This is a genomic window from Streptomyces sp. NPDC088910, from assembly GCF_044749865.1.
GTDB lineage: Bacteria > Actinomycetota > Actinomycetes > Streptomycetales > Streptomycetaceae > Actinacidiphila.
Genome location: NZ_JBIVIV010000005.1, coordinates 480,049 through 499,103, shown reverse-complemented (window position 1 = coordinate 499,103; position 19,055 = coordinate 480,049). Strand labels below are relative to the sequence as shown.

General features: G+C 70.2%; 16 protein-coding genes, 1 rRNA gene and 1 riboswitch. Of the genes, 13 read left to right on the top strand and 4 right to left on the bottom strand.

All coding sequences use genetic code 11. The features are described 5' to 3' along the window. Positions 1–142 precede the first annotated feature (142 nt). From rrf to ACIP4Z_RS15360, 11 genes are all read left to right on the top strand, one after another. Positions 143–259: ribosomal RNA gene (rrf, locus tag ACIP4Z_RS15410) — 5S ribosomal RNA — on the top strand. Between the two features lie 113 nt (positions 260–372). Then, entirely contained in the window at positions 373–981 is a 609-nt protein-coding gene (locus ACIP4Z_RS15405; protein WP_355335745.1) for a CDP-alcohol phosphatidyltransferase family protein, read from the top strand. 22 nt (positions 982–1,003) lie between these two features. Then, complete coding sequence (locus ACIP4Z_RS15400; RefSeq protein ID WP_355335743.1) at positions 1,004–3,499, top strand: mannose-1-phosphate guanyltransferase; 2,496 nt, start codon at positions 1,004–1,006, stop codon at positions 3,497–3,499. Between the two features lie 63 nt (positions 3,500–3,562). Then, the gene (locus ACIP4Z_RS15395) at positions 3,563–4,504 is read left to right on the top strand and encodes a DUF881 domain-containing protein (RefSeq protein ID WP_391051111.1); all 942 of its coding nucleotides are present in this window, start codon (positions 3,563–3,565) and stop codon (positions 4,502–4,504) included. After that, complete coding sequence (locus tag ACIP4Z_RS15390; protein WP_033175851.1) at positions 4,501–4,833, top strand: small basic family protein; 333 nt, start codon at positions 4,501–4,503, stop codon at positions 4,831–4,833. The genes ACIP4Z_RS15395 and ACIP4Z_RS15390 overlap by 4 nt, the downstream gene beginning before the upstream one ends. Positions 4,834–4,840: 7 nt before the next feature. Beyond that, positions 4,841–5,695 carry a DUF881 domain-containing protein gene (locus tag ACIP4Z_RS15385; RefSeq protein WP_401308122.1) on the top strand — a complete coding sequence of 285 codons (855 nt, stop codon included), beginning with the start codon at positions 4,841–4,843 and terminating at the stop codon, positions 5,693–5,695. A gap of 358 nt (positions 5,696–6,053) precedes the next feature. Then, positions 6,054–6,587, top strand: coding sequence for an FHA domain-containing protein (locus ACIP4Z_RS15380; protein WP_355335734.1), 534 nt, complete (start codon positions 6,054–6,056; stop codon positions 6,585–6,587). A gap of 47 nt (positions 6,588–6,634) precedes the next feature. Then, positions 6,635–7,369 carry a MerR family transcriptional regulator gene (locus ACIP4Z_RS15375; protein WP_355335731.1) on the top strand — a complete coding sequence of 245 codons (735 nt, stop codon included), beginning with the start codon at positions 6,635–6,637 and terminating at the stop codon, positions 7,367–7,369. A 179-nt stretch (positions 7,370–7,548) separates the two neighbouring features. Continuing rightward, positions 7,549–8,022, top strand: coding sequence for a bifunctional nuclease family protein (locus tag ACIP4Z_RS15370; protein WP_031518684.1), 474 nt, complete (start codon positions 7,549–7,551; stop codon positions 8,020–8,022). Between the two features lie 166 nt (positions 8,023–8,188). After that, the gene (locus tag ACIP4Z_RS15365) at positions 8,189–8,794 is read left to right on the top strand and encodes a MerR family transcriptional regulator (RefSeq protein WP_355335727.1); all 606 of its coding nucleotides are present in this window, start codon (positions 8,189–8,191) and stop codon (positions 8,792–8,794) included. A gap of 69 nt (positions 8,795–8,863) precedes the next feature. After that, entirely contained in the window at positions 8,864–10,354 is a 1,491-nt protein-coding gene (locus ACIP4Z_RS15360) for a DNA polymerase IV (RefSeq protein WP_401308116.1), read from the top strand. On the opposite strand, the gene ACIP4Z_RS15355 is transcribed toward ACIP4Z_RS15360, so the two are convergent. Beyond that, positions 10,270–10,647, bottom strand: coding sequence for a PRC-barrel domain-containing protein (locus tag ACIP4Z_RS15355; RefSeq protein ID WP_355335723.1), 378 nt, complete (start codon positions 10,645–10,647; stop codon positions 10,270–10,272). The genes ACIP4Z_RS15360 and ACIP4Z_RS15355 overlap by 85 nt on opposite strands. A 137-nt stretch (positions 10,648–10,784) precedes the next feature. Continuing rightward, positions 10,785–10,880: riboswitch (glycine riboswitch) on the top strand. 185 nt (positions 10,881–11,065) lie between these two features. Between ACIP4Z_RS15355 and gcvP the strand changes: the two genes are divergently transcribed. After that, positions 11,066–13,960, top strand: a complete 2,895-nt coding sequence (gcvP, locus tag ACIP4Z_RS15350) for an aminomethyl-transferring glycine dehydrogenase (RefSeq protein ID WP_401308112.1) — start codon at positions 11,066–11,068, stop codon at positions 13,958–13,960. Positions 13,961–14,138: 178 nt separating this feature from the next. On the opposite strand, the gene ACIP4Z_RS15345 is transcribed toward gcvP, so the two are convergent. Together ACIP4Z_RS15345 and ACIP4Z_RS15340 are read right to left on the bottom strand one after the other, a co-directional pair. After that, positions 14,139–14,345, bottom strand: coding sequence for a DUF5999 family protein (locus tag ACIP4Z_RS15345; RefSeq protein WP_355335718.1), 207 nt, complete (start codon positions 14,343–14,345; stop codon positions 14,139–14,141). Positions 14,346–14,598: 253 nt separating this feature from the next. Beyond that, positions 14,599–15,195, bottom strand: coding sequence for a hypothetical protein (locus ACIP4Z_RS15340; RefSeq protein WP_355335715.1), 597 nt, complete (start codon positions 15,193–15,195; stop codon positions 14,599–14,601). 457 nt (positions 15,196–15,652) lie between these two features. On the opposite strand from ACIP4Z_RS15340, the gene ACIP4Z_RS15335 reads away from it, so the two are divergent. After that, the gene (locus ACIP4Z_RS15335; protein ID WP_355335712.1) at positions 15,653–17,143 is read left to right on the top strand and encodes a glutamate--cysteine ligase; all 1,491 of its coding nucleotides are present in this window, start codon (positions 15,653–15,655) and stop codon (positions 17,141–17,143) included. A 47-nt stretch (positions 17,144–17,190) separates the two neighbouring features. Here ACIP4Z_RS15335 and ACIP4Z_RS15330 read toward each other — a convergent pair whose 3' ends face one another. Continuing rightward, positions 17,191–18,987, bottom strand: a complete 1,797-nt coding sequence (locus ACIP4Z_RS15330) for a substrate-binding and VWA domain-containing protein (RefSeq protein WP_401308107.1) — start codon at positions 18,985–18,987, stop codon at positions 17,191–17,193. Positions 18,988–19,055: the final 68 nt, after the last annotated feature.

Here is a 19,055-nt window from a genome sequence, read left to right as displayed (position 1 = left end):
GCCCTGTGAGGGGTGGAGCTGACTGGTACTAATAGGCCGAGGGCTTGTCCATTGTTGCTCGCGTTCACTGTGTGGTTCTGAAACAACCAGCCCACCACCATGCCCCCTTCACCGGGGGTGTGGGGTGTGTGTTTCATGGTGTTTCGGTGGTCATAGCGTTAGGGAAACGCCCGGTTACATTCCGAACCCGGAAGCTAAGCCTTTCAGCGCCGATGGTACTGCAGGGGGGACCCTGTGGGAGAGTAGGACACCGCCGAACAATTTTATGGAAGAGGCCCGGCCTCGGATCTTAGGATCCGACGCCGGGCCTCTTTTGCGTCTGCGGTAGAGTCTGGCCCGAAACGTCAGGACATACATACAGGAGGGGCCCCGGTGGAGGTCCAGGAGACAAGGGTGCAAACGGATCGGATCTTCACGATCCCCAACATCCTGAGTATGGCCCGCCTGGTGGGCGTACCCGTGTTCCTGTGGCTGATTCTGTGGCCCGAGTTCGGCGGACCGAAGGCTGACGGCTGGGCGCTGCTCGTACTCGCCCTGAGCGGCATCAGTGACTATCTGGACGGCAAGCTGGCCCGGCGGTGGAATCAGGTCAGCAGTCTCGGCCGGGTTCTCGATCCCGCGGCGGACCGGCTGTTTGTACTGTCCACGCTGGTAGGACTCACATGGCGCGACATCCTCCCACTGTGGGTAACGGTCCTGCTGCTGGCCCGTGAGGCCGTGATGGCGGTGATGCTGCTGATTCTGCGGAGGCACGGGTACGGACCTCCCCAGGTGAACTTCATCGGGAAAGCGGCTACCTTCAACCTCATGTACGCCTTTCCGCTGCTCCTCCTGAGCGACGGAAGCGGATGGCTTGCGACACTGGCGTCTATTTTCGGCTGGGCGTTCGCAGGTTGGGGTACAACCCTGTACTGGTGGGCAGGGATCCTCTATGTGGTGCAGGTCCGCCGACTTGTGCGGGCGGACACCACGGCTGACTGAGTCACGAGGAGGACGTTCCGACATGAAGGCGGTTGTCATGGCCGGCGGTGAAGGCACTCGCCTTCGCCCAATGACCTCGAGCATGCCCAAACCTCTGCTGCCAGTGGTGAATCGCCCGATCATGCAGCATGTTCTGACACTGCTCAAGCGGCATGGACTCACTGAGACGGTGGTGACTGTCCAGTTCCTCGCCTCCCTGGTGAAGAATTATTTCGGGGACGGCGAAGAATTTGGAATGGAGCTCACCTACGCCAACGAGGAGAAGCCGCTGGGGACGGCCGGAAGCGTCAAGAACGCCGAAGAGGCGTTGAAGGACGACTCCTTCCTCGTGATCTCCGGTGATGCCCTGACGGACTTCGATCTCACCGAGCTGATCGAATTCCACAAGGAGAAGGGAGCCATGGTCACGGTCTGCCTGACCCGGGTCCCCAATCCCCTCGAATTCGGTATCACCATCGTCGACGACGAAGGCAAGGTGGAACGCTTCCTGGAGAAGCCCACCTGGGGCCAGGTGTTCTCCGACACGGTGAACACCGGCATTTACGTGATGGAGCCCGAGGTCTTCGACTACGTCCAGGCCGACGTGTCCGTCGACTGGTCGGGCGACGTCTTCCCGCAGCTCATGAAGGAGGGCAAGCCCGTCTACGGCTTCATCGCCGAGGGCTACTGGGAGGACGTCGGCACCCACGAGAGCTACGTGAAGGCCCAGGCCGACGTACTCGAGGGCAAAGTCGACGTCGACATCGACGGCTTCGAGATCTCCCCCGGCGTGTGGGTCGCGGAAGGCGCCGAGGTGCACCACGACGCCATCCTGCGCGGCCCGCTCTTCATCGGCGACTACGCCAAGGTCGAGGCGGGCGCCGAGATTCGCGAGCACAGCGTCATCGGCTCCAATGTGGTCGTGAAAACAGGCGCTTTCCTGCACAAGGCCGTCATCCACGACAATGTCTACATCGGCCAGCAGACCAATCTGCGCGGCTGCGTCATCGGCAAGAACACCGATGTCATGCGGGCCGCGCGAATCGACGACGGCGCGGTCATCGGCGACGAGTGCCTGATCGGCGAGGAATCGAACATCGCCGGCAACGTACGCGTCTATCCGTTCAAGACGATCGAGGCCGGCGCCTTCGTCAACACCTCGGTCATCTGGGAGTCGCGCGGGCAGGCGCATCTGTTCGGCGCCCGCGGGGTGTCCGGCATTCTGAACGTCGAGATCACCCCCGAGCTGGCCGTACGGCTGGCGGGCGCGTACGCGACCACGTTGAAGAAGGGCGCGACGGTCACCACCGCGCGTGACCACTCACGTGGTGCGCGTGCGCTCAAGCGCGCGGTGATCTCCGCGCTCCAGACCAGCGCGATCGACGTGCGCGACCTGGAGAACGTGCCGATGCCCGTGGCACGACAGCAGACCGCGCGCGGCAGCGCGGGCGGCATCATGATCCGGACCTCGCCGGGGCGGCCGGACTCGCTGGACATCATGTTCTTCGACGAGCGGGGCGCGGACCTGTCCGCGGCCGGGCAGCGGAAGCTGGACCGGGTCTTCGCCCGTCAGGAGTACCGCAGGGCGTTCCCCGGCGAGATCGGAGACCTGCGGTTCCCCGCCACGGTCTTCGACTCCTACACCGGCGCGCTGCTGCGGGCCGTGGACATCTCCGGGATCGCCGACGCCGGTCTGAAGGTCGTGGTCGACGCGGCCAACGGCAGTGCCGGGCTCGTGCTGCCCAGCCTCCTCGGACGGCTCGGCGTGGACGCGCTCACCGTCAACCCCGGTCTGGACGAGGCCCGTCCGACCGAGACCACCGAGAGCCGGCGGGCCGGACTCGTACGCCTCGGTGAGATCGTCGCCTCGGCGCGGGCCGCCTTCGGCGTGCGCTTCGACCCCGTGGGCGAGCGGCTGTCACTGGTGGACGAGCGGGGCCGGATCATCGAGGACGACCGGGCGCTGCTGGTCATGCTCGACCTCGTCGCGGCCGAGCGCCGCAGCGGCCGGGTGGCACTGCCCGTGACCACGACCCGGATCGGCGAGCAGGTCGCCGCGTACCACGGCACCCAGGTCGAGTGGACGACGACGTCGCCCGACGACCTGACCAGGGTCGGCAGGGCCGAGGGCACCATCTTCGGCGGCGACGGGCGCGGCGGCTTCATCATTCCGGAGTTCAGCAGCGTCTTCGACGGATCGGCCGCCTTCGTGCGGCTGATCGGACTGGTGGCGCGTACGCAGCTCACGCTCAGCCAGATCGACGCCCGTATCCCGCGCGCTCATGTCATCAAGCGGGACGTGCCGACACCGTGGGCCGTCAAGGGTTCCGTGATGCGGCGCGTGGTGGAGTCGGCGGGCGACCGCTCGGTGGACACCACCGACGGCGTGCGCGTGGTCGAGGCGGACGGACGCTGGGTGATGGTGCTGCCCGACCCGGCGGAGGCCGTCACGCATCTGTGGGCGGAAGGGCCCGACGACACCTCCGCGGAGGCACTGCTCGACGAGTGGGCGGAGGTCGTGGAGAGCGCCGGGCGCTGATCCTTCGGCCGAACGGCGCGCCGTGAGGGGGCCATTCGAGTGTGGCGGCCCCGACGTGCGACGATGTGCGGCATGCCGCAGCAGCAACCCGATCGGAGCAGCCCCGTCCCCGGGGCTGCCCGGCGGCGTCCTGACGCCTCGATGTCGTTGCTCACCAACGTCATGGAGCACAGTCTCGACGACGGGTACGCGGAGGCCGCCGCGCGCCGCGGCGAGGTCGGCACCTCCAGGCTGCCGAAGCGGCTGAGCGGAAAGCTGGGCCTGGCCGCGGGTCTCGTACTCGCCGCCATCGTCGTCACGGTGGGCGCGGCCCAGACGCGGGTGGCCGCGCCCACCGAGGCCAAGGAGCGCCAGAAGCTCATCGACCAGGTGAAGACCGAGACCGACAGCGCCGACAAGCTCCAGAGCAGTGTGGACGGCCTGCGCGACACCGTGGCCGCCGAGCAGCGGGCCGCGTTGGAGGACCACGGCGGCGACAGCAGCGCCTTGGTCGAGTTGCTGTCGGGCGCGACCCCGGTGGACGGTCCCGGCGTCAAGCTGGTCGTGGACGACGCCAAGGAGGCGTCAGAAGGCGGCACAGGCGGCCCGCGGGAGAGCAGCGGCTTCTCCGACACCGGCAGGGTCCGCGACCGCGACATGCAGCGCGTGGTGAACGGGCTGTGGTCCTCGGGAGCCGAGGCGATCACCGTCAACGGCCAACGGCTCACCGCACTGTCCGCCATCCGGGCCGCCGGTGACGCCATACTGGTCGACAACAAGCCGCTGGCGCCGCCGTACACGGTGCTGGCGATCGGGGACGGGGAGCGGTTGAGCGCGGCATTCCAGGACAGTGCGGACGGTCAGTACCTGCACGTCCTGGAGCAGAACTACGGCATCCGCGCGAGCATCTCCGTCCAGGGCACGCTGCACCTGGCCGCCGCGCCCAGTCTGATCGTGCGGTATGCCAAGCCGGTCCCCGGCCAGCAGAAGGCGGACTCCGCCACAACAGGGAAGGGTTCGAAGTGATCGCCGTACTGGGCCTCGTCGTGGGAGTCGTGGTCGGGCTCGTGGTCCGTCCCGTGGTGCCGACCGGGGTCGAGCCGTATCTGCCGATCGCCGTCGTCGCCGCTCTCGACGCGGTCTTCGGCGGCCTGCGGGCGATGCTGGACGGGATCTTCGACGACAAGGTCTTCGTGGTCTCCTTCCTGTCCAACGTGGTGGTGGCGGCGCTGATCGTCTTCCTCGGCGACAAGCTCGGGGTGGGCGCGCAGCTCTCCACCGGCGTCGTGGTCGTCCTCGGCATCCGGATCTTCTCCAACGCGGCGGCCATCCGCCGCCACGTCTTCCGGGCGTGACGACGGTATGAGCGACGAGCACCACGGGTCCGCGGACGACGGGCGGGACCGCCAGCAGCACGGCCCGGCCCACGCCGCGCACGATCACGAGCCCGCCCACGCCGCGCACGCCCATGAGCCGGAGCACGCCGCGCCGCCGGTCACCGGGCGGCAGCGCCTGGTCGCCGGGCTGTGGCCGCCGAGGCTGTCACGCGCCCAGCTCACCGTGGCCGTCCTGCTGTTCGTCCTCGGCCTCGGGCTGGCGATCCAGGTCAGCTCCACGAGCGACAGCGGCGGCGCGCTGCGCGGCGCGCGCAAGGAGGACCTGGTCCGCATCCTGACCGAGCTGGACAACCGCACCCAGCGGCTCGAGGACGAGAAGCGGGGTCTGGAGAGCCAGCGGTCGGAGCTGGAGACCAGTTCCAACCAGGCCGCGGAGGCGCTCAAGCAGACCCAGGCCAAGGCGCAGCAGCTCGGCATCCTGGCGGGCACGGTGGCCGCCCAGGGGCCGGGTATCACGCTGACGATCACCGACCCCAAGGGCGGTGTCCAGGCAGACTCGCTCCTGGACACTCTTCAGGAACTCCGGGCGGCCGGTGCGGAGGCGATCCAGATCAACGATGTACGGGTCGTCGCCGACACGTACTTCACGGAGGGTACGGACGGTGTGCTCATCGACGGCCACAAAGTGTCCCAGCCGTACGAGTTCAAGGTGATCGGAAATCCGCAGGATCTGGAGCCCGCCCTCAACATCCCGGGCGGGGTCGTGCAGACGCTGGAGAAGGAGCAGGCCACGGCCGATGTCGTCAGGTCGCAGAAGATCGTTGTGTCCGCCTTGCGGCCGTCGAAGCAGCCTGACTACGCTCGGTCGTCATCCCAGTGAGGCGGGGGGTCGGGGCATCTGTGGGGTGCTGTGTGGTGGAAACTGTGTGTAGCGAGGGTTCGTCCTGCCCCACGGGCGGGTCTGTTTCTTTCAAGGGGAATCGCCCGTGAAGTTGTTTGGGAAGTTTTTCGGCAAGAGCGCGCGGCAGTCGGGTGACCCGGCGACGGCGCGCCACCGTGCTCCGCGGAACACCGGGGAGGAGAGCCAGTCCGGCGACCGCCCGCTGTTCCGGCACGAGGACCAGCAAGGCGGCGGTGACTTTTCCGGTGGCCCCGGCGTGGCGCCTGTTGACCCTGCCTCGTCCCCCCGCATAGGTTTCGGGGAACCATCAACCTCAACCCCGGGTGGAGGGTTCGGCTTGCCGGTTTGTACGAGGTGCGGGCACACGAACGCGGAGGCGAGCCGCTTCTGCAACAACTGCGGCGCGCCGCTGCGCGGCTCAGGGGCCGGGCAGGAACGCGCGTCCGAGACCACCTCCACGATCTCCATCTCGGGCCTCGAGGCGTACGAGGCGGAGGTCACCGGCCAGCATGTGACGCCGTCGCTCTCCTCCGAGGCGCAGTCGGCCGTGGACGCCCTGCCGATGGGCTCCGCGCTGCTGATCGTGCGACGGGGGCCGAACTCGGGCAGCCGCTTCCTGCTGGACGGTGAGCTGACCACGGCCGGCCGCCACCCGCAGAGCGACATCTTCCTGGACGACGTCACGGTCTCCCGCCGCCATGTGGAGTTCCGCCGCGGCCCGGACGGCGGCTTCACCGTCTCCGACGTCGGCAGCCTCAACGGCACGTACGTCAACCGGGAGCGGATCGACGCGGTGCCGCTGTCCAACGGTGACGAGGTCCAGATCGGCAAGTACAGGTTGGTCTTCTACGCGAGCCAGCGGGGGATCTAGCTCTTTATCCCCCGGACCCGGTCCGGGGGACCCCAGGGAAGGTGTTCATGCCGAGAACGCAGGGCGGTGCCGGAGACGGCACCGCCACCGCCGACAGCGCGCTGTTGAGCATCGGCGCCGTCCTGGGGCAGCTCCAGGACGAGTTCCCCGAGGTCACCATCTCCAAGATCCGTTTCCTGGAGGCCGAGGGTCTGGTCGAGCCGCAGCGCACCCCGTCCGGATACCGCAAGTTCGCGGCCCGTGACGTCGAACGGCTCGCCTACATCCTGCGCGTGCAGCGCGACCACTACCTGCCGCTGCGGGTGATCAGGGAGCACCTGGACGCGCTCGACCGCGGCGAGCACGTGGCGCTGCCGGGTCCCGCGGAGTCCAGGGAGGCCCAGGAGGCCGCCATCGAACCCCAGGCGCCCGCGGAGCTGCGGATCGGCCGTACGGAGCTGCTGGCGGCCACCGGGGCCGACGGCGAGGAACTGGACCAGTGGGAGTCCTACGGCCTGGTCGAGGCGGGCCGGGACGGCGGATACGACGCCGACACGGTGAACATCGGACGGCTCATCGTCGACCTCGGCCGTTTCGGGCTCGAACCGCGCCATTTGCGGGCGGTGAAGGCCGCTGCCGACCGGGAGGCGGGTCTGGTGGAGCAGGTCGTGGCGCCGCTGCGGCGGCACCGCAATCCGCAGACGCGCACCCACGCCGAGGTCACCGCGCGCGAGCTGGCCGCGCTCTCCGTTCGGCTGCACGCGGCGATGGTGCAGTCCGCGCTGCGGGTCAAGCTCCTCTGAGCGGTTTTTCGGTTTTTCCCACGCCCTGTAAAGGCGCCGGTACCGGGCGGGTACGGGCTTTTCAGCGGTCTCCCGCGGGGCTCGTGCCGACTTTGTGCCGGGCTTCACGAAGCCGCCGAAGTCCGGCCCAGGGGGTGCCCGACTACCCAAACCCGGCAGGCACGTCCTAGGGTTGCTGTGTGAACGAGCTCGACGTTGTGGGTGTCCGGGTCGAAATGCCCTCCAATCAACCGATCGTGCTCCTGCGTGAAGTGGGAGGCGACCGGTACCTGCCCATCTGGATCGGGCCGGGAGAGGCGACGGCCATCGCTTTCGCGCAGCAGGGCATGACGCCTGCGCGACCGCTCACGCATGACCTCTTCAAGGACGTACTCGAAGCGGTCGGACAGACGCTGACCGAGGTCCGTATCACCGACCTGCGCGAAGGCGTCTTCTACGCCGAGCTGGTGTTCGCCAGCGGCGTGGAGGTCAGTGCCCGTCCGTCCGACGCCATAGCCCTCGCGCTGCGCACCGGTACGCCGATCTACGGCAGTGACGGGGTGCTCGACGACGCCGGGATCGCGATCCCGGACGAGCAGGAGGACGAGGTGGAGAAGTTCCGCGAGTTCCTCGACCAGATCTCGCCCGAGGACTTCGGCACGAGCAACCAGTGAGCCGTTCCCGATACCGGGACACGCCAAACCACTCGTGGGGTGAATATCACTCGGCGTGCCGAGTGTGGCGATCGTTGACGCACCCCTGGCGACTGCCTACCTTCGGAGAGGAAAGTCCCGATGGCACGTGCACGCGGCCCCGGGACGCGAAGGGACGGAGGGCGGCGTGAGAAGCACCGGCGACGGTCTGGCGACCGGCGGCCCGTATCCGACCCAGGGGGCACTGGCGCGCGCCACCGCTGACGCGGGCGGCGGCGGGGCGGCACAGGACGTACCGCCCGAGCAGATCGGCTACCGCGGGCCCACCGCGTGCGCGGCGACCGGCATCACCTACCGCCAGCTCGACTACTGGGCCCGTACCGGCCTGGTCGAGCCCAGCGTCCGCCCCGCCTACGGCTCCGGCACGCAGCGGCTCTACAGCTTCCGGGACGTCGTCGTCCTGAAGATAGTGAAGCGGCTGCTGGACACCGGCGTCTCGCTCCAGAACATCCGGACGGCGGTACGGCACCTGCGCTCCGTCGGGCCGACGGAGCTGGCCAGGATGACGCTGATGAGCGACGGTGCCACGGTCTACGAGTGCACCTCGCCCGACGAGGTGGTGGATCTGCTCCAGGGGGGCCAGGGGGTCTTCGGCATCGCCGTGGGCGTGGTCTGGCGGGACGTGGAGAGTTCGCTGTCCCAGATGCACGGGGAGCGGGTGGACACCGGCGAGACCCTGGTCGGCGACAATCCGTCCGACGAGCTGGCGAAGCGGCGCAATCGGGCGGTCTGAGCGGCTCACCGACGCCGTGCCGTACACGTGTACGGCGATTGTCGGTGTCGTGCGGCACGATCGGTACTTGTGAGAAGTGCGCCGACGATCCTGCATCTGGACATGGACGCGTTCTTCGCCGCGGTCGAACAGGCGTCGAAGCCGAGCCTGCGGGGCAAGCCGGTGGTGGTCGGCGGCCTCGGCCCCCGCGGCGTCGTATCGACCGCGTCCTATGAGGCGCGCGTCCACGGCGTCCACTCCGCGATGGCGATGGCCCACGCCCGCCGCCTCAGCCCCAACGCCGCCTATCTCGTACCGCGCTTCGGCATCTACCGGCAGATCAGCGAGGCCGTGATGGCGCTGCTGCACGAGGTGTCACCCCTGATAGAGCCGCTGAGCCTGGACGAGGCGTTCGTGGACCTGGAGGCGGGCGGGCACGGCGCGGACCCGCGGGCGGTCGCCCGGCGGCTGCGCGCCGAGATCCGGGCCAGCACCGGGCTCACCGCCTCGGTGGGGCTCGCCGGGTCGAAGCTGCTGGCGAAGATCGCCTCCGAGCAGGCCAAGCCGGACGGCCTGGTCGTCGTCGAGCCCGGCACCGAGCGCGCGCTGCTCGAACCGATGCCGGTACGCACCCTGCCCGGCGTCGGGCCCGCCACCGCCGAGCATCTGCGGCGCGTGGGCATCACCACCGTCGGCGAGATCGTGCACGCGGGGGAGCCGGAGCTGGTCCGGCTGCTCGGCAAGGCGCACGGCACGGGCCTGCACTCGATGGCCGCCGGCCTCGACAACCGCCCCGTGGTCGCCGACCGCGACGTCAAGTCCATCTCCGTCGAGGACACCTTCGACGCCGACCTCACCGACCGCGCCCATGTGCGGTACGAGATCGACCGGCTCGCCGAGCGCTGCGTGCAGCGGCTGCGCGGCGCGGGCCGCTCCGGGCGGACGGTGGTCGTCAAGGTCCGCAGATACGACTTCTCGACCCTGACGCGCTCCGAGACGCTGCGGGCGCCGACCGACGACCCGGGACTCGTACGGGAGACCGCCAGGCGGCTGATGGAGGCTGTCGACACCACCGGCGGTGTGCGGCTGCTCGGGGTGGGCGTCGCCGGGCTCGCCGACTTCACGCAGGAGGATCTGTTCGCGCACGCGGCGGGGGAGGGCGAGGAGGACGAGAACGCGCCCGAGGAGCTGCCCTCGGCGCCGCCGCCCGCGCCGGAGCGGGCCAGGCTCTGGTGGCCGGGCCAGGACGTGGAGCACGAGACGTACGGCTCCGGATGGGTGCAGGGAAGCGGGGTCGGGCGGGTCACCGTGCGCTTCGAGGTGCCCTCGGACACCGTGCCCGGCCGGGTGCGGACCTTCGCCGTGGACGACCCGGCGCTCGCGCACCGCGATCCGCTGCCGCTCGACCCGGGGGAAGCGGCGGGTGCGGGCCGGGGGAAGGAAGGGGGCGCAGGGCAGGGGGAGGAAGAGGGCGTGGGGCAGGGGGAGGAGGACGCTCAGTCCTCGCCCGCGAGCCGCCCGAAGTCCCGGTCGGGGGGCGGCGGCGGCTCCGAGCCGGACGTCGGCACGTCCATCCCGTAGTGGTGGTAGAGCTGCAACTCCTGCTCCGGCGACAGGTGGCGCCCCACACCGAAGTCCGGCGCGTCCCTGATCAGCGCCTTCTTGTACGGCACCCGCAATTCGTCGTCCACCACTTCGCTGGGCTCCAGCGGTACGAACGCGTCGCGCGTGAACAGCCCGGTCCTGACGGCCGCCCACTCCGGTATGCCGGTCGCGTCGTCGAGGTACACCTCGTCCACCGTGCCGATCTTCGTACCGTCATGGTCGAAGACGCGGCGGCCGATCAGGCTGCGCGGATCGATGTCGGTCTGCACGGTCCCTCCAACCAATGACGAGCGATGTCTGGGTACAGCCAAAGGCACATCCTGGCCGGTGTCGACTCGGGCGGTGATCACCGCCCCCCGCCCCCGCCGGGTCCCGCCGCCTCGCTGGTAGGCTGGTGATCGGCCGCAGACCCCGTGCGGGAGAGCCTCCGAGACAGTGTCGGAGGCGCCGAAGGAGCAAATCCTCCCCGGAATCTCTCAGGCATCCGTACCGCATGGACGAGGTCACTCTGGAAAGCAGGGCACGCACCGGGAGCGGTTTTCCGGCACGGGCCCTCACCGACGGTGAAAGCCGCTCCCACGGGGGCGGTGAAGCTCTCAGGTTCTGATGACAGAGGGGGAGGCCGTACGGGTGTCCGCGCGTCGCGGCACCCCCCGAAGGTCGTCGCAGACCAGGAGGCCTCCGCAGATGACTTCCCGTCGCATTCCCCTCGCCGAGCTGGAAGCGGGCGTGCCGTTCGCCAGGCGCCACATCGGACCCGACGCAGCGGCGCAGGCGAAGATGCTCGCCCAGGTCGGCTACGGCTCCCTGGACGAACTCACCGAAGCGGCCGTGCCCGACACCATCAGGAGCGCGCAGGCCCTGGCGCTGCCCGAGGCCCGCACCGAGGCCGAGGCGCTGGCCGAGCTGCGGGCGCTGGCGGACCGCAATCAGGTGCTGGCCCCGATGATCGGCCTGGGCTACTACGGCACCTTCACCCCGCCCGTCATCCTGCGCAATGTGATGGAGAACCCGTCCTGGTACACGGCCTACACGCCGTACCAGCCGGAGATCTCGCAGGGCCGCCTGGAGGCGCTCCTCAACTTCCAGACCGTCGTCGCCGACCTCACCGGGCTGCCCACCTCCGGCGCCTCGCTGCTCGACGAGAGCACCGCGGCGGCCGAGGCGATGGCGCTGTCCCGCCGGGTCGGCAAGGTCAAGCAGGGCGTCTACCTGGTCGACGCCGACACCTTCCCGCAGACCGTCGCGGTGATCCGGACCCGCGCGGAGCCGACCGGCGTCGAGGTCGTCGTCGCCGACCTGTCCGAGGGCATCCCGGCGGAGATCGCCGAGCGTGGCGTCTTCGGCGTCCTGCTCCAGTACCCGGGCGCCTCGGGCGCCGTACGGGACCCGCGCCCGGTCATCGAGCGCGCGCACGAGCTGGGCGCGGTCGTCACCGTCGCCGCCGACCTGCTGGCGCTGACGCTGCTCACCTCACCGGGCGAGCTGGGCGCGGACATCGCGGTGGGCACCACCCAGCGCTTCGGCGTCCCCATGGGCTTCGGCGGACCGCACGCCGGATACATGGCCGTACGCGACTCCTACGCCCGCAATCTGCCCGGCCGCCTCGTCGGCGTCTCCGTGGACGCCGACGGCAACCGCGCCTACCGGCTGGCCCTCCAGACCCGCGAGCAGCACATCCGCCGCGAGAAGGCCACCAGCAACATCTGTACGGCGCAGGTCCTGCTCGCCGTGATGGCCGCGATGTACGCGGTCTACCACGGCCCCGACGGGCTCGCGCAGATCGCCGGTCGCACCCACCGCTACGCCGCGGTGCTCGCCGCGGGTCTGCGCGCGGGCGGCGTCGAGATCGTGCACGACGGCTACTTCGACACGCTCACCGCGCGGGTGCCGGGACGCGCGGCCGAGGTCGTGGCCGCCGCCCGTCAGGCCGGGGTCAATCTGCGGCTGGCCGACGCCGACCTGGTCGGTATCGCCTGCGACGAGACCACCGACCGGGCCCGCCTCACGGCCGTCCTCGACGCCTTCGGCGTCCAGGGAAGCGCCGCGGACCTCGACGCGCTGGACGCGGCCACCGAGGACGCGCTGCCCGCCGGACTGCTGCGCACCGACGCGTATCTGACCCACCCCGTCTTCCACCAGCACCGCAGCGAGACCGCGATGCTGCGCTATCTGCGGCGGCTGGCCGACCGCGACTACGCGCTGGACCGCGGGATGATCCCGCTGGGCTCCTGCACGATGAAGCTCAACGCGACCACCGAGATGGAGCCGGTCACCTGGCCCGAATTCGGCGCGCTGCACCCCTTCGCGCCGGTCGAGCAGGCCGAGGGCTACCTGACGCTGATCCACGGCTTGGAGGACCAGCTCGCCGAGGTCACCGGCTACGACAAGGTCAGCCTCCAGCCCAACGCGGGCTCCCAGGGCGAACTGGCCGGGCTGCTCGCGGTCCGCGCCTACCACCGCGCCAACGGCGACACCGGCCGTACCGTCTGCCTGATCCCGTCCTCCGCGCACGGCACCAACGCCGCGAGCGCGGTGATGGCGGGCATGAAGGTCGTCGTGGTCAAGACCGGCGAGAACGGCGACGTGGACGTCACCGACCTGCACGCCAAGATCGAGCAGCACCGTGACCAGCTCGCCGTGCTGATGGTCACCTACCCGTCCACGCACGGCGTGTTCGAGGACAACATCACCGACGTCTGCGCGGCCGTGCACGACGCGGGCGGCCAGGTGTACGTGGACGGCGCGAATCTCAACGCGCTGGTCGGTCTGGCCAGGCCCGGCCGGTTCGGGGCGGACGTCTCGCACCTGAACCTGCACAAGACCTTCTGCATCCCGCACGGCGGCGGCGGCCCCGGCGTCGGCCCGGTCGCGGTCCGCGCGCACCTGGCGCCGTACCTGCCGAACCACCCGCTCCAGCCCACCGCGGGACCTGCCACCGGCGTCGGCCCCGTCTCGGGCGCGCCGTGGGGCTCGGCGGGCATCCTGCCGATCTCCTGGACGTATGTACGGCTGATGGGCGCGGAAGGGCTCAAGCAGGCCACCCAGATGGCGGTACTGGGCGCGAATTACGTCGCCAAGCGGCTGGAGCCGCACTTCCCCGTGCTCTACACCGGCCCCGGCGGGCTGGTCGCGCACGAGTGCATCATCGACCTGCGGCCGTTGGCCAAGGAGACCGGCGTCAGCGTCGACGACATCGCCAAGCGGCTGATCGACTACGGCTTCCACGCGCCGACGATGTCCTTCCCGGTGGCGGGCACGCTGATGATCGAGCCGACCGAGAGCGAGGACCTGGCGGAGCTGGACCGTTTCTGCGACGCCATGGTCGCGATCCGCGGCGAGATCGACCGGGTCGGCGCGGGCGACTGGCCGGCCGACGACAACCCGCTGCGCAACGCCCCGCACACCGCGGCGGCGCTCGGCGGCGACTGGGCGCACCCGTACAGCCGCGAGGAGGCGGTCTTCCCCGCCGGGGTCGTCGCGGCCGACAAGTACTGGCCGCCGGTACGGCGGATCGACGGCGCTTTCGGCGACCGCAATCTGGTCTGCTCCTGCCCGCCGCTGGACGCGTACGAGAGCTGAGCGCGTACGAGAGCTGAGCGCGTTGGGCCGACCGGGTCCGGTGGTACGGGCCCGGCGGTCTCGCGCGAGGCTGCCCGCACATGACGAAGCCGGTTCCGCTGTCAGCAGTGGAACCGGCTCTGTGTGTGGGGCGGTGCGCGGTGCGGCGCGGTCTCGTGTGCGGGCGGCCCCGTACCGGTCAGGCCGCGGCGGTGATCTGCTCGGTGCCCAGGGGGCGGTGCGGCGCGATGATCTGCCCGTCGGGCAGCAGCTCGCCGGTGTCCTCGAAGAGGAGCACGCCGTTGCACAGCAGGCTCCAGCCCTGCTCCGGGTGGTGGGCCAGGGTGTGCGCGGCCTCACGGTCGGGGCACTCTGCGGTGGGGCACTGGGGCTTGTGCTGGCACATGGATGGTGTCTTTCGCTGCGAGAGGTGGCTGGTGCGGATGATTGCGCTGCCTGACTGGTTCATATCCGTTCCCCCGTTGGTACGGCCGTTCCCAGTGTTGCTCTACTGACGTCGATCCGCAGGGATTTCACGCAGGCAATCCCTTGGAGGACAGGACGCGTCACTCCGCCGGACGGTTGCGAGGGCGGGACGCGACGGTGCCCCCGCGGCCCAGTGGCTCGCGGGGGCACCGTGGAGAGGCGGCGACAGGCCGTCAGGCGGGCGACCCCAGCAGCGGCGGCGGCGCCATCCGTACCGAGAGCAGCGGCATCAGCTCCGCCAGCCGGTGCAGGCGGTGCGGGGCGATGCCGGGCGGCGCGGGGGCCAGCGGCACCAGCACGTCCGCCGGGGTGGGCTGGGCCGTCGAGGCGTCGGCACGCGGGTCGCAGTGCAGCCACAGCGCCAGCATGTACAGGCTCGGCACGGAGAGCAGATGCGGTTGGTAAGTGGCGGGCAGCGTGTCCCCCTGGCGCAGCGCCCGCTCGGTGGAGGCCAGGAACGGCCCCTCGGAGAAGCGCGAGAAGACCCAGCCGTCAGCCGTCGCCACGGTCTCGCCCGCGGCGACGGTGCCTTGCGGCCAGCCCCCGGCGAGGATGTGGAACCGCCAGCCGGTCAATCGTGCGCGAGGCAGGCCGCCGGGGACGTCCGCCGGTTCGAACACATGCACAGGGAGCGGGTGTTCGGCGGTGAGGGGCCCTTGGGCGTTCCGCAGCGCGGGCGTCCGGGCCTCCTGGACCGCGGTGGGAGAGCTGAGCGCGGCCAGGATGCTCCGCAGGGCGGGAGCAGGTGCTGGGGGGACAAGCAGCGGCATGGTGTCGCCTCTCACTGGGAGACAAACAGTGGTGCGGGGGCAGGGATGCGGACGGCGCATGAGGGCGGAAAGGGGATCGGCTCAGGCGCGTCCGGCGAGGGCGGATGCTTTGCCTTGTTCACGGAGTTTATACGACGTGTGTTCGCTCCGTGTTTCGTCTAGTCGCAGCCAGTATTACGCGCAAGGCGAGAAATCGCCTTCTTCTGCGATGGCCCACGAAGCATTCGTGCAGGGTGCGCGGTGTGTGCCGCTTATTTCTGCCCGCTGCGGACGGCTGGATCCCGCCGGTCGTATTCACGAAGTTTTTACGCCGCGCCGTGACCGTGGTATGTGCCACAGGAACCCACTGTGTTAGCCGTTGTGCACAGCCTAGTGGCAGACGCGGGGCCGCCGTGGCGTTATCGATCATTTGGGTGGGCATCCTCCCGTGAGTATCCGTACGAGGAAGGACGCGTCGATGGGCGAGAAGGTCGTTGCCAACGGGTTCGACCTGGCCGACCGGAGGCTGTACCGGCGCAAGCTGCGGCAGTGTCTCGTGGGGCTGGAGCGGCTGTTGGACGAGAAGCGATTCGACCGGCCGCGCAATCTGATGGGTCTGGAGATCGAATTGAATCTCGCGGATTCCGACGGGCTGCCGCGCATGATGAACGAAGAGGTGCTTGAGCGCATCGCGAGCCGGGATTTCCAGACCGAGCTCGCGCAGTTCAATATTGAAGTAAACATCGCGCCGCACCGGCTTTCCGGCCGGGTCATGGACCGCCTCGCCGAGGAACTGCGGATCGGTCTCGGGTATGCCGACCGGATGGCCCGCGAGGTGGGCGCGCACATCGTGATGGTGGGAATTCTGCCCACCCTGGAGGCCCAGGACCTGGTCTCCGCCAACCTCTCCCGCGCCGACCGGTACACGCTGCTCAACGAGCGGATACTGGCGATGCGCGGTGAGGACATCACCCTCGACATCGAGGGCGCCGAACGCCTGCTCTACACCTCCGCGTCCATCGCGCCCGAGGCCGCCTGCACCTCCACCCAGATGCACCTCCAGGTCACCCCCGGCCGCTTCGCCGACGTGTGGAACGCGGCGCAGGTCGTGTCGGGACCGCAGGTGGCCGTCGGCGCCAACTCGCCGTTCCTCTTCGGCCGTGAGCTGTGGCGCGAGACCCGCGCGCCGCTGTTCCTCCAGGCCACCGACGTCCGCCCGGAGGAGCTGGTGGCCCAAGGGGTGCGGCCCATCACGTGGTTCGGCGAGCGCTGGATCGACTCCGCCGCCGACCTCTTCGCGGAGAACGTACGGTACTTCCCCTCGCTGCTGCCGATCTGCGACGAGGAGGACCCGTTGCGGGTGCTGGACGACGGGGGAGTGCCGCAGTTGCGCGAACTCACCCTGCACAACGGCACGATCTACCGCTGGAACCGTCCCGTCTACCAGGTGGTCGACGGCGTCCCGCACCTGCGCGTGGAGAACCGGGTGATGCCCGCCGGTCCCACGGTGGCCGACGTCGTCGCCAACACCGCCTTCTACTACGGTCTGGTCCGCGCCCTGGCCGAGGCGTCACGCCCGGTCTGGCACAAGCTGCCCTTCGCCGCCGCCGCGGCCAACTTCGAGGCGTCCTGCCGCGACGGCATCGGCGCGGTCCTCCAGTGGCCGCGCGGCCGCAACGGCGGCCTCGCGGAGATCCCCGCCACCGACCTGATCCTCGACGAACTGCTGCCGCTGGCCGCGGCGGGGCTCGACGCGTGGGGCATCGAGGCCGTCGACCGCGACCACTACCTCGGCATCATCGAACAGCGCTGCCGCCGCCGTACCAACGGCGCCGAATGGCAGTCGGCGGTCTTCCACCGGATGCTGGAACGCGGCCTCGACCGGCGGCCCGCGCTCGCCGCGATGACCCAGCGGTACCGCGAACTCATGCTGGACGGCGAGCCGGTGCACTCCTGGCCGGTGGCGTGAGCCGTGGCGCACGGGGGCCTCGTGCGGCGCGGGCCCGTACAGCGGCCTCAGGGCGCCTTCGCGGCGGCGCTGGTGGCCGCCGCCACGACGGCCTTCAGCAGGACCGCCTGGATCTCCGAGGGGTCGTTGACCTGATACGCGGCCCCGCCGGTGGCCTTCGCGATGCGGTCGCAGGCCGCCTTGTCGGCGTTCGCGCCGACCGCGATGGCGATCAGCGGCACCGGCCGCGCCGGGTCGTCGAGCGTCTTCAGCCTGGACGTCAGGGCGTTGAGCGAGATGCTGCCCGGGTCCTCGTTGGCGCCGTCGGTGAGGATCACCACCGCGTTGAACTTGCCGGTCCCGTACGAGGAGACGGCGCTTTGGTAGACCGCGAGCGCCGTGTCGTACAGGCCGGTCGAGCCGCCCGGCACCGGCTGGAGGTCATGGAACGCGCTGTCGAGCTGCTGGCGGCGCGTGACACCCTTGGCGACGGTGCCGCCGAGCGGGCCGGTGCGGACGATCTCCTGGTAGTCGCGCGAGCCGCTGAGCCGGGTGGAGAAGCGCCACAGCCCGATCTCGTCCTTCGGGGTGAACTGCGACAGCGCCTGTCGCAGCGACTCCTTGGTGATGTCGAGGCGCGACCTGCCGCCCGAACCGGGGACGACGTCGGCCATCGACCCGGACACGTCCACGACCGTGGTGATCCGCGCGCTCTGCACGGTGATCTGCCACATCAGCCGGAGCTTTTGGAGCTCGGGCGCGGAGGGTGAGGGCGCGGGCGTGGCCGACAGGGGCTGCGGCGACTGGCCGCCCGCGCGCCGCACGGTCTCCGTGTCCGGATCGCCGCCGGGCGTACGGAAACCCGCGTCCGCGATCGTCCGCACGCCCTCGTCGTTGCCCAGCAGGGTCAGGAAGCGGTTGGCGGCCCGGCCCTGATCGGTGCTCAGATGCAGGTCGTCGACCATCGTGTACGGGTAGTCCAGGGTCGCCGCGCCGTCCGAGGGGTAGAACAGCCGCAGCGGCGGCGCGGAACCGCCGTTGTGCGCGAACGCGGCCTGTTCGGACAGGATCAGCGCCTGGCTCCGCTTGGGGTCGGCCAGCTCCGCAGGCGTCGTGTCGCGCGGCAGCGTCGCGACCGCCTGCTCGTCGCTGGGCTCGGTGCGCTGCGCGAGGGCCTTCGCGGCAGCCGCCGACTCCGTGTCGGAGTCGGTGCCCTCGCTCCCGCCGGCCCGCGCGATCGACGCGTTGATCATCGCCAGCGCCAGCATGCCGGTGGAGTTGAGCGCCGGATCGGCCGTACCGAACCGCAGGTCCGGTCTGCTGCCCGCCACCCCGGCCAACTCCGCCCAGGTGTACGTCTTGGACGGCCAGCCCAGCGTCTTGGCCTGCGACTGGAGCGCGCCGACCACCACCGGGGACTCGGCGACCGACCGCAGCTTCGTCAGCGCCCTCGCGCTGCCGGTGGCGGACGTCTGGGCCACCCACAGACTGTCGTCCGGCACCCACACCGCGAAATCCGGCTTCTTGGTGTTGTCGACCAGTTCCGCGGCGACGTCGGCGGAGTTCCGCGCGGTCACCCGGACGTCCAGACAGCGGCCGTCGGTCGTGTCGTGCTCGCGGCGCGCCCGGTCGGCGACGGCGGTCAGCGCGGGCGCGATGTCGGGCGAGGCGACCGCGCCGATCCGTACCGTGCCGCCGCGGCACGCGCCGCTCAGCGGCAGCAGTCCGCCGCGCAGCACCGCGAAGGTGCCCGCGCCCGCCGTGATCACCAGCGCGGTGGCCGCCGCGGTGGCACGGCGCCGGGTCCTGGCGGGCGGCGCTCCACCCGTCGATTCCCGGCCATCGGATATGCGGTGACGACCCATCGCTCCGTGCCTCTCCTGGGGTGGCTACGAACAGTAGACCCCGGCCTTCGTATCTTTGCCGGAGACCA

Coding starts and splice junctions, on each gene's coding strand:
- ACIP4Z_RS15400 (WP_355335743.1), top strand. CDS start 1,004: ATGAAGGCGGTTGTCATGGCCGGCGGTGAAGGCACTCGCCTTCGCCCA.
- ACIP4Z_RS15395 (WP_391051111.1), top strand. CDS start 3,563: ATGTGCGGCATGCCGCAGCAGCAACCCGATCGGAGCAGCCCCGTCCCC.
- ACIP4Z_RS15385 (WP_401308122.1), top strand. CDS start 4,841: ATGAGCGACGAGCACCACGGGTCCGCGGACGACGGGCGGGACCGCCAG.
- ACIP4Z_RS15375 (WP_355335731.1), top strand. CDS start 6,635: ATGCCGAGAACGCAGGGCGGTGCCGGAGACGGCACCGCCACCGCCGAC.
- gcvP (WP_401308112.1), top strand. CDS start 11,066: ATGACTTCCCGTCGCATTCCCCTCGCCGAGCTGGAAGCGGGCGTGCCG.
- ACIP4Z_RS15345 (WP_355335718.1), bottom strand. CDS start 14,345: ATGTGCCAGCACAAGCCCCAGTGCCCCACCGCAGAGTGCCCCGACCGT.
- ACIP4Z_RS15340 (WP_355335715.1), bottom strand. CDS start 15,195: ATGCCGCTGCTTGTCCCCCCAGCACCTGCTCCCGCCCTGCGGAGCATC.
- ACIP4Z_RS15335 (WP_355335712.1), top strand. CDS start 15,653: ATGGGCGAGAAGGTCGTTGCCAACGGGTTCGACCTGGCCGACCGGAGG.
- ACIP4Z_RS15330 (WP_401308107.1), bottom strand. CDS start 18,987: ATGGGTCGTCACCGCATATCCGATGGCCGGGAATCGACGGGTGGAGCG.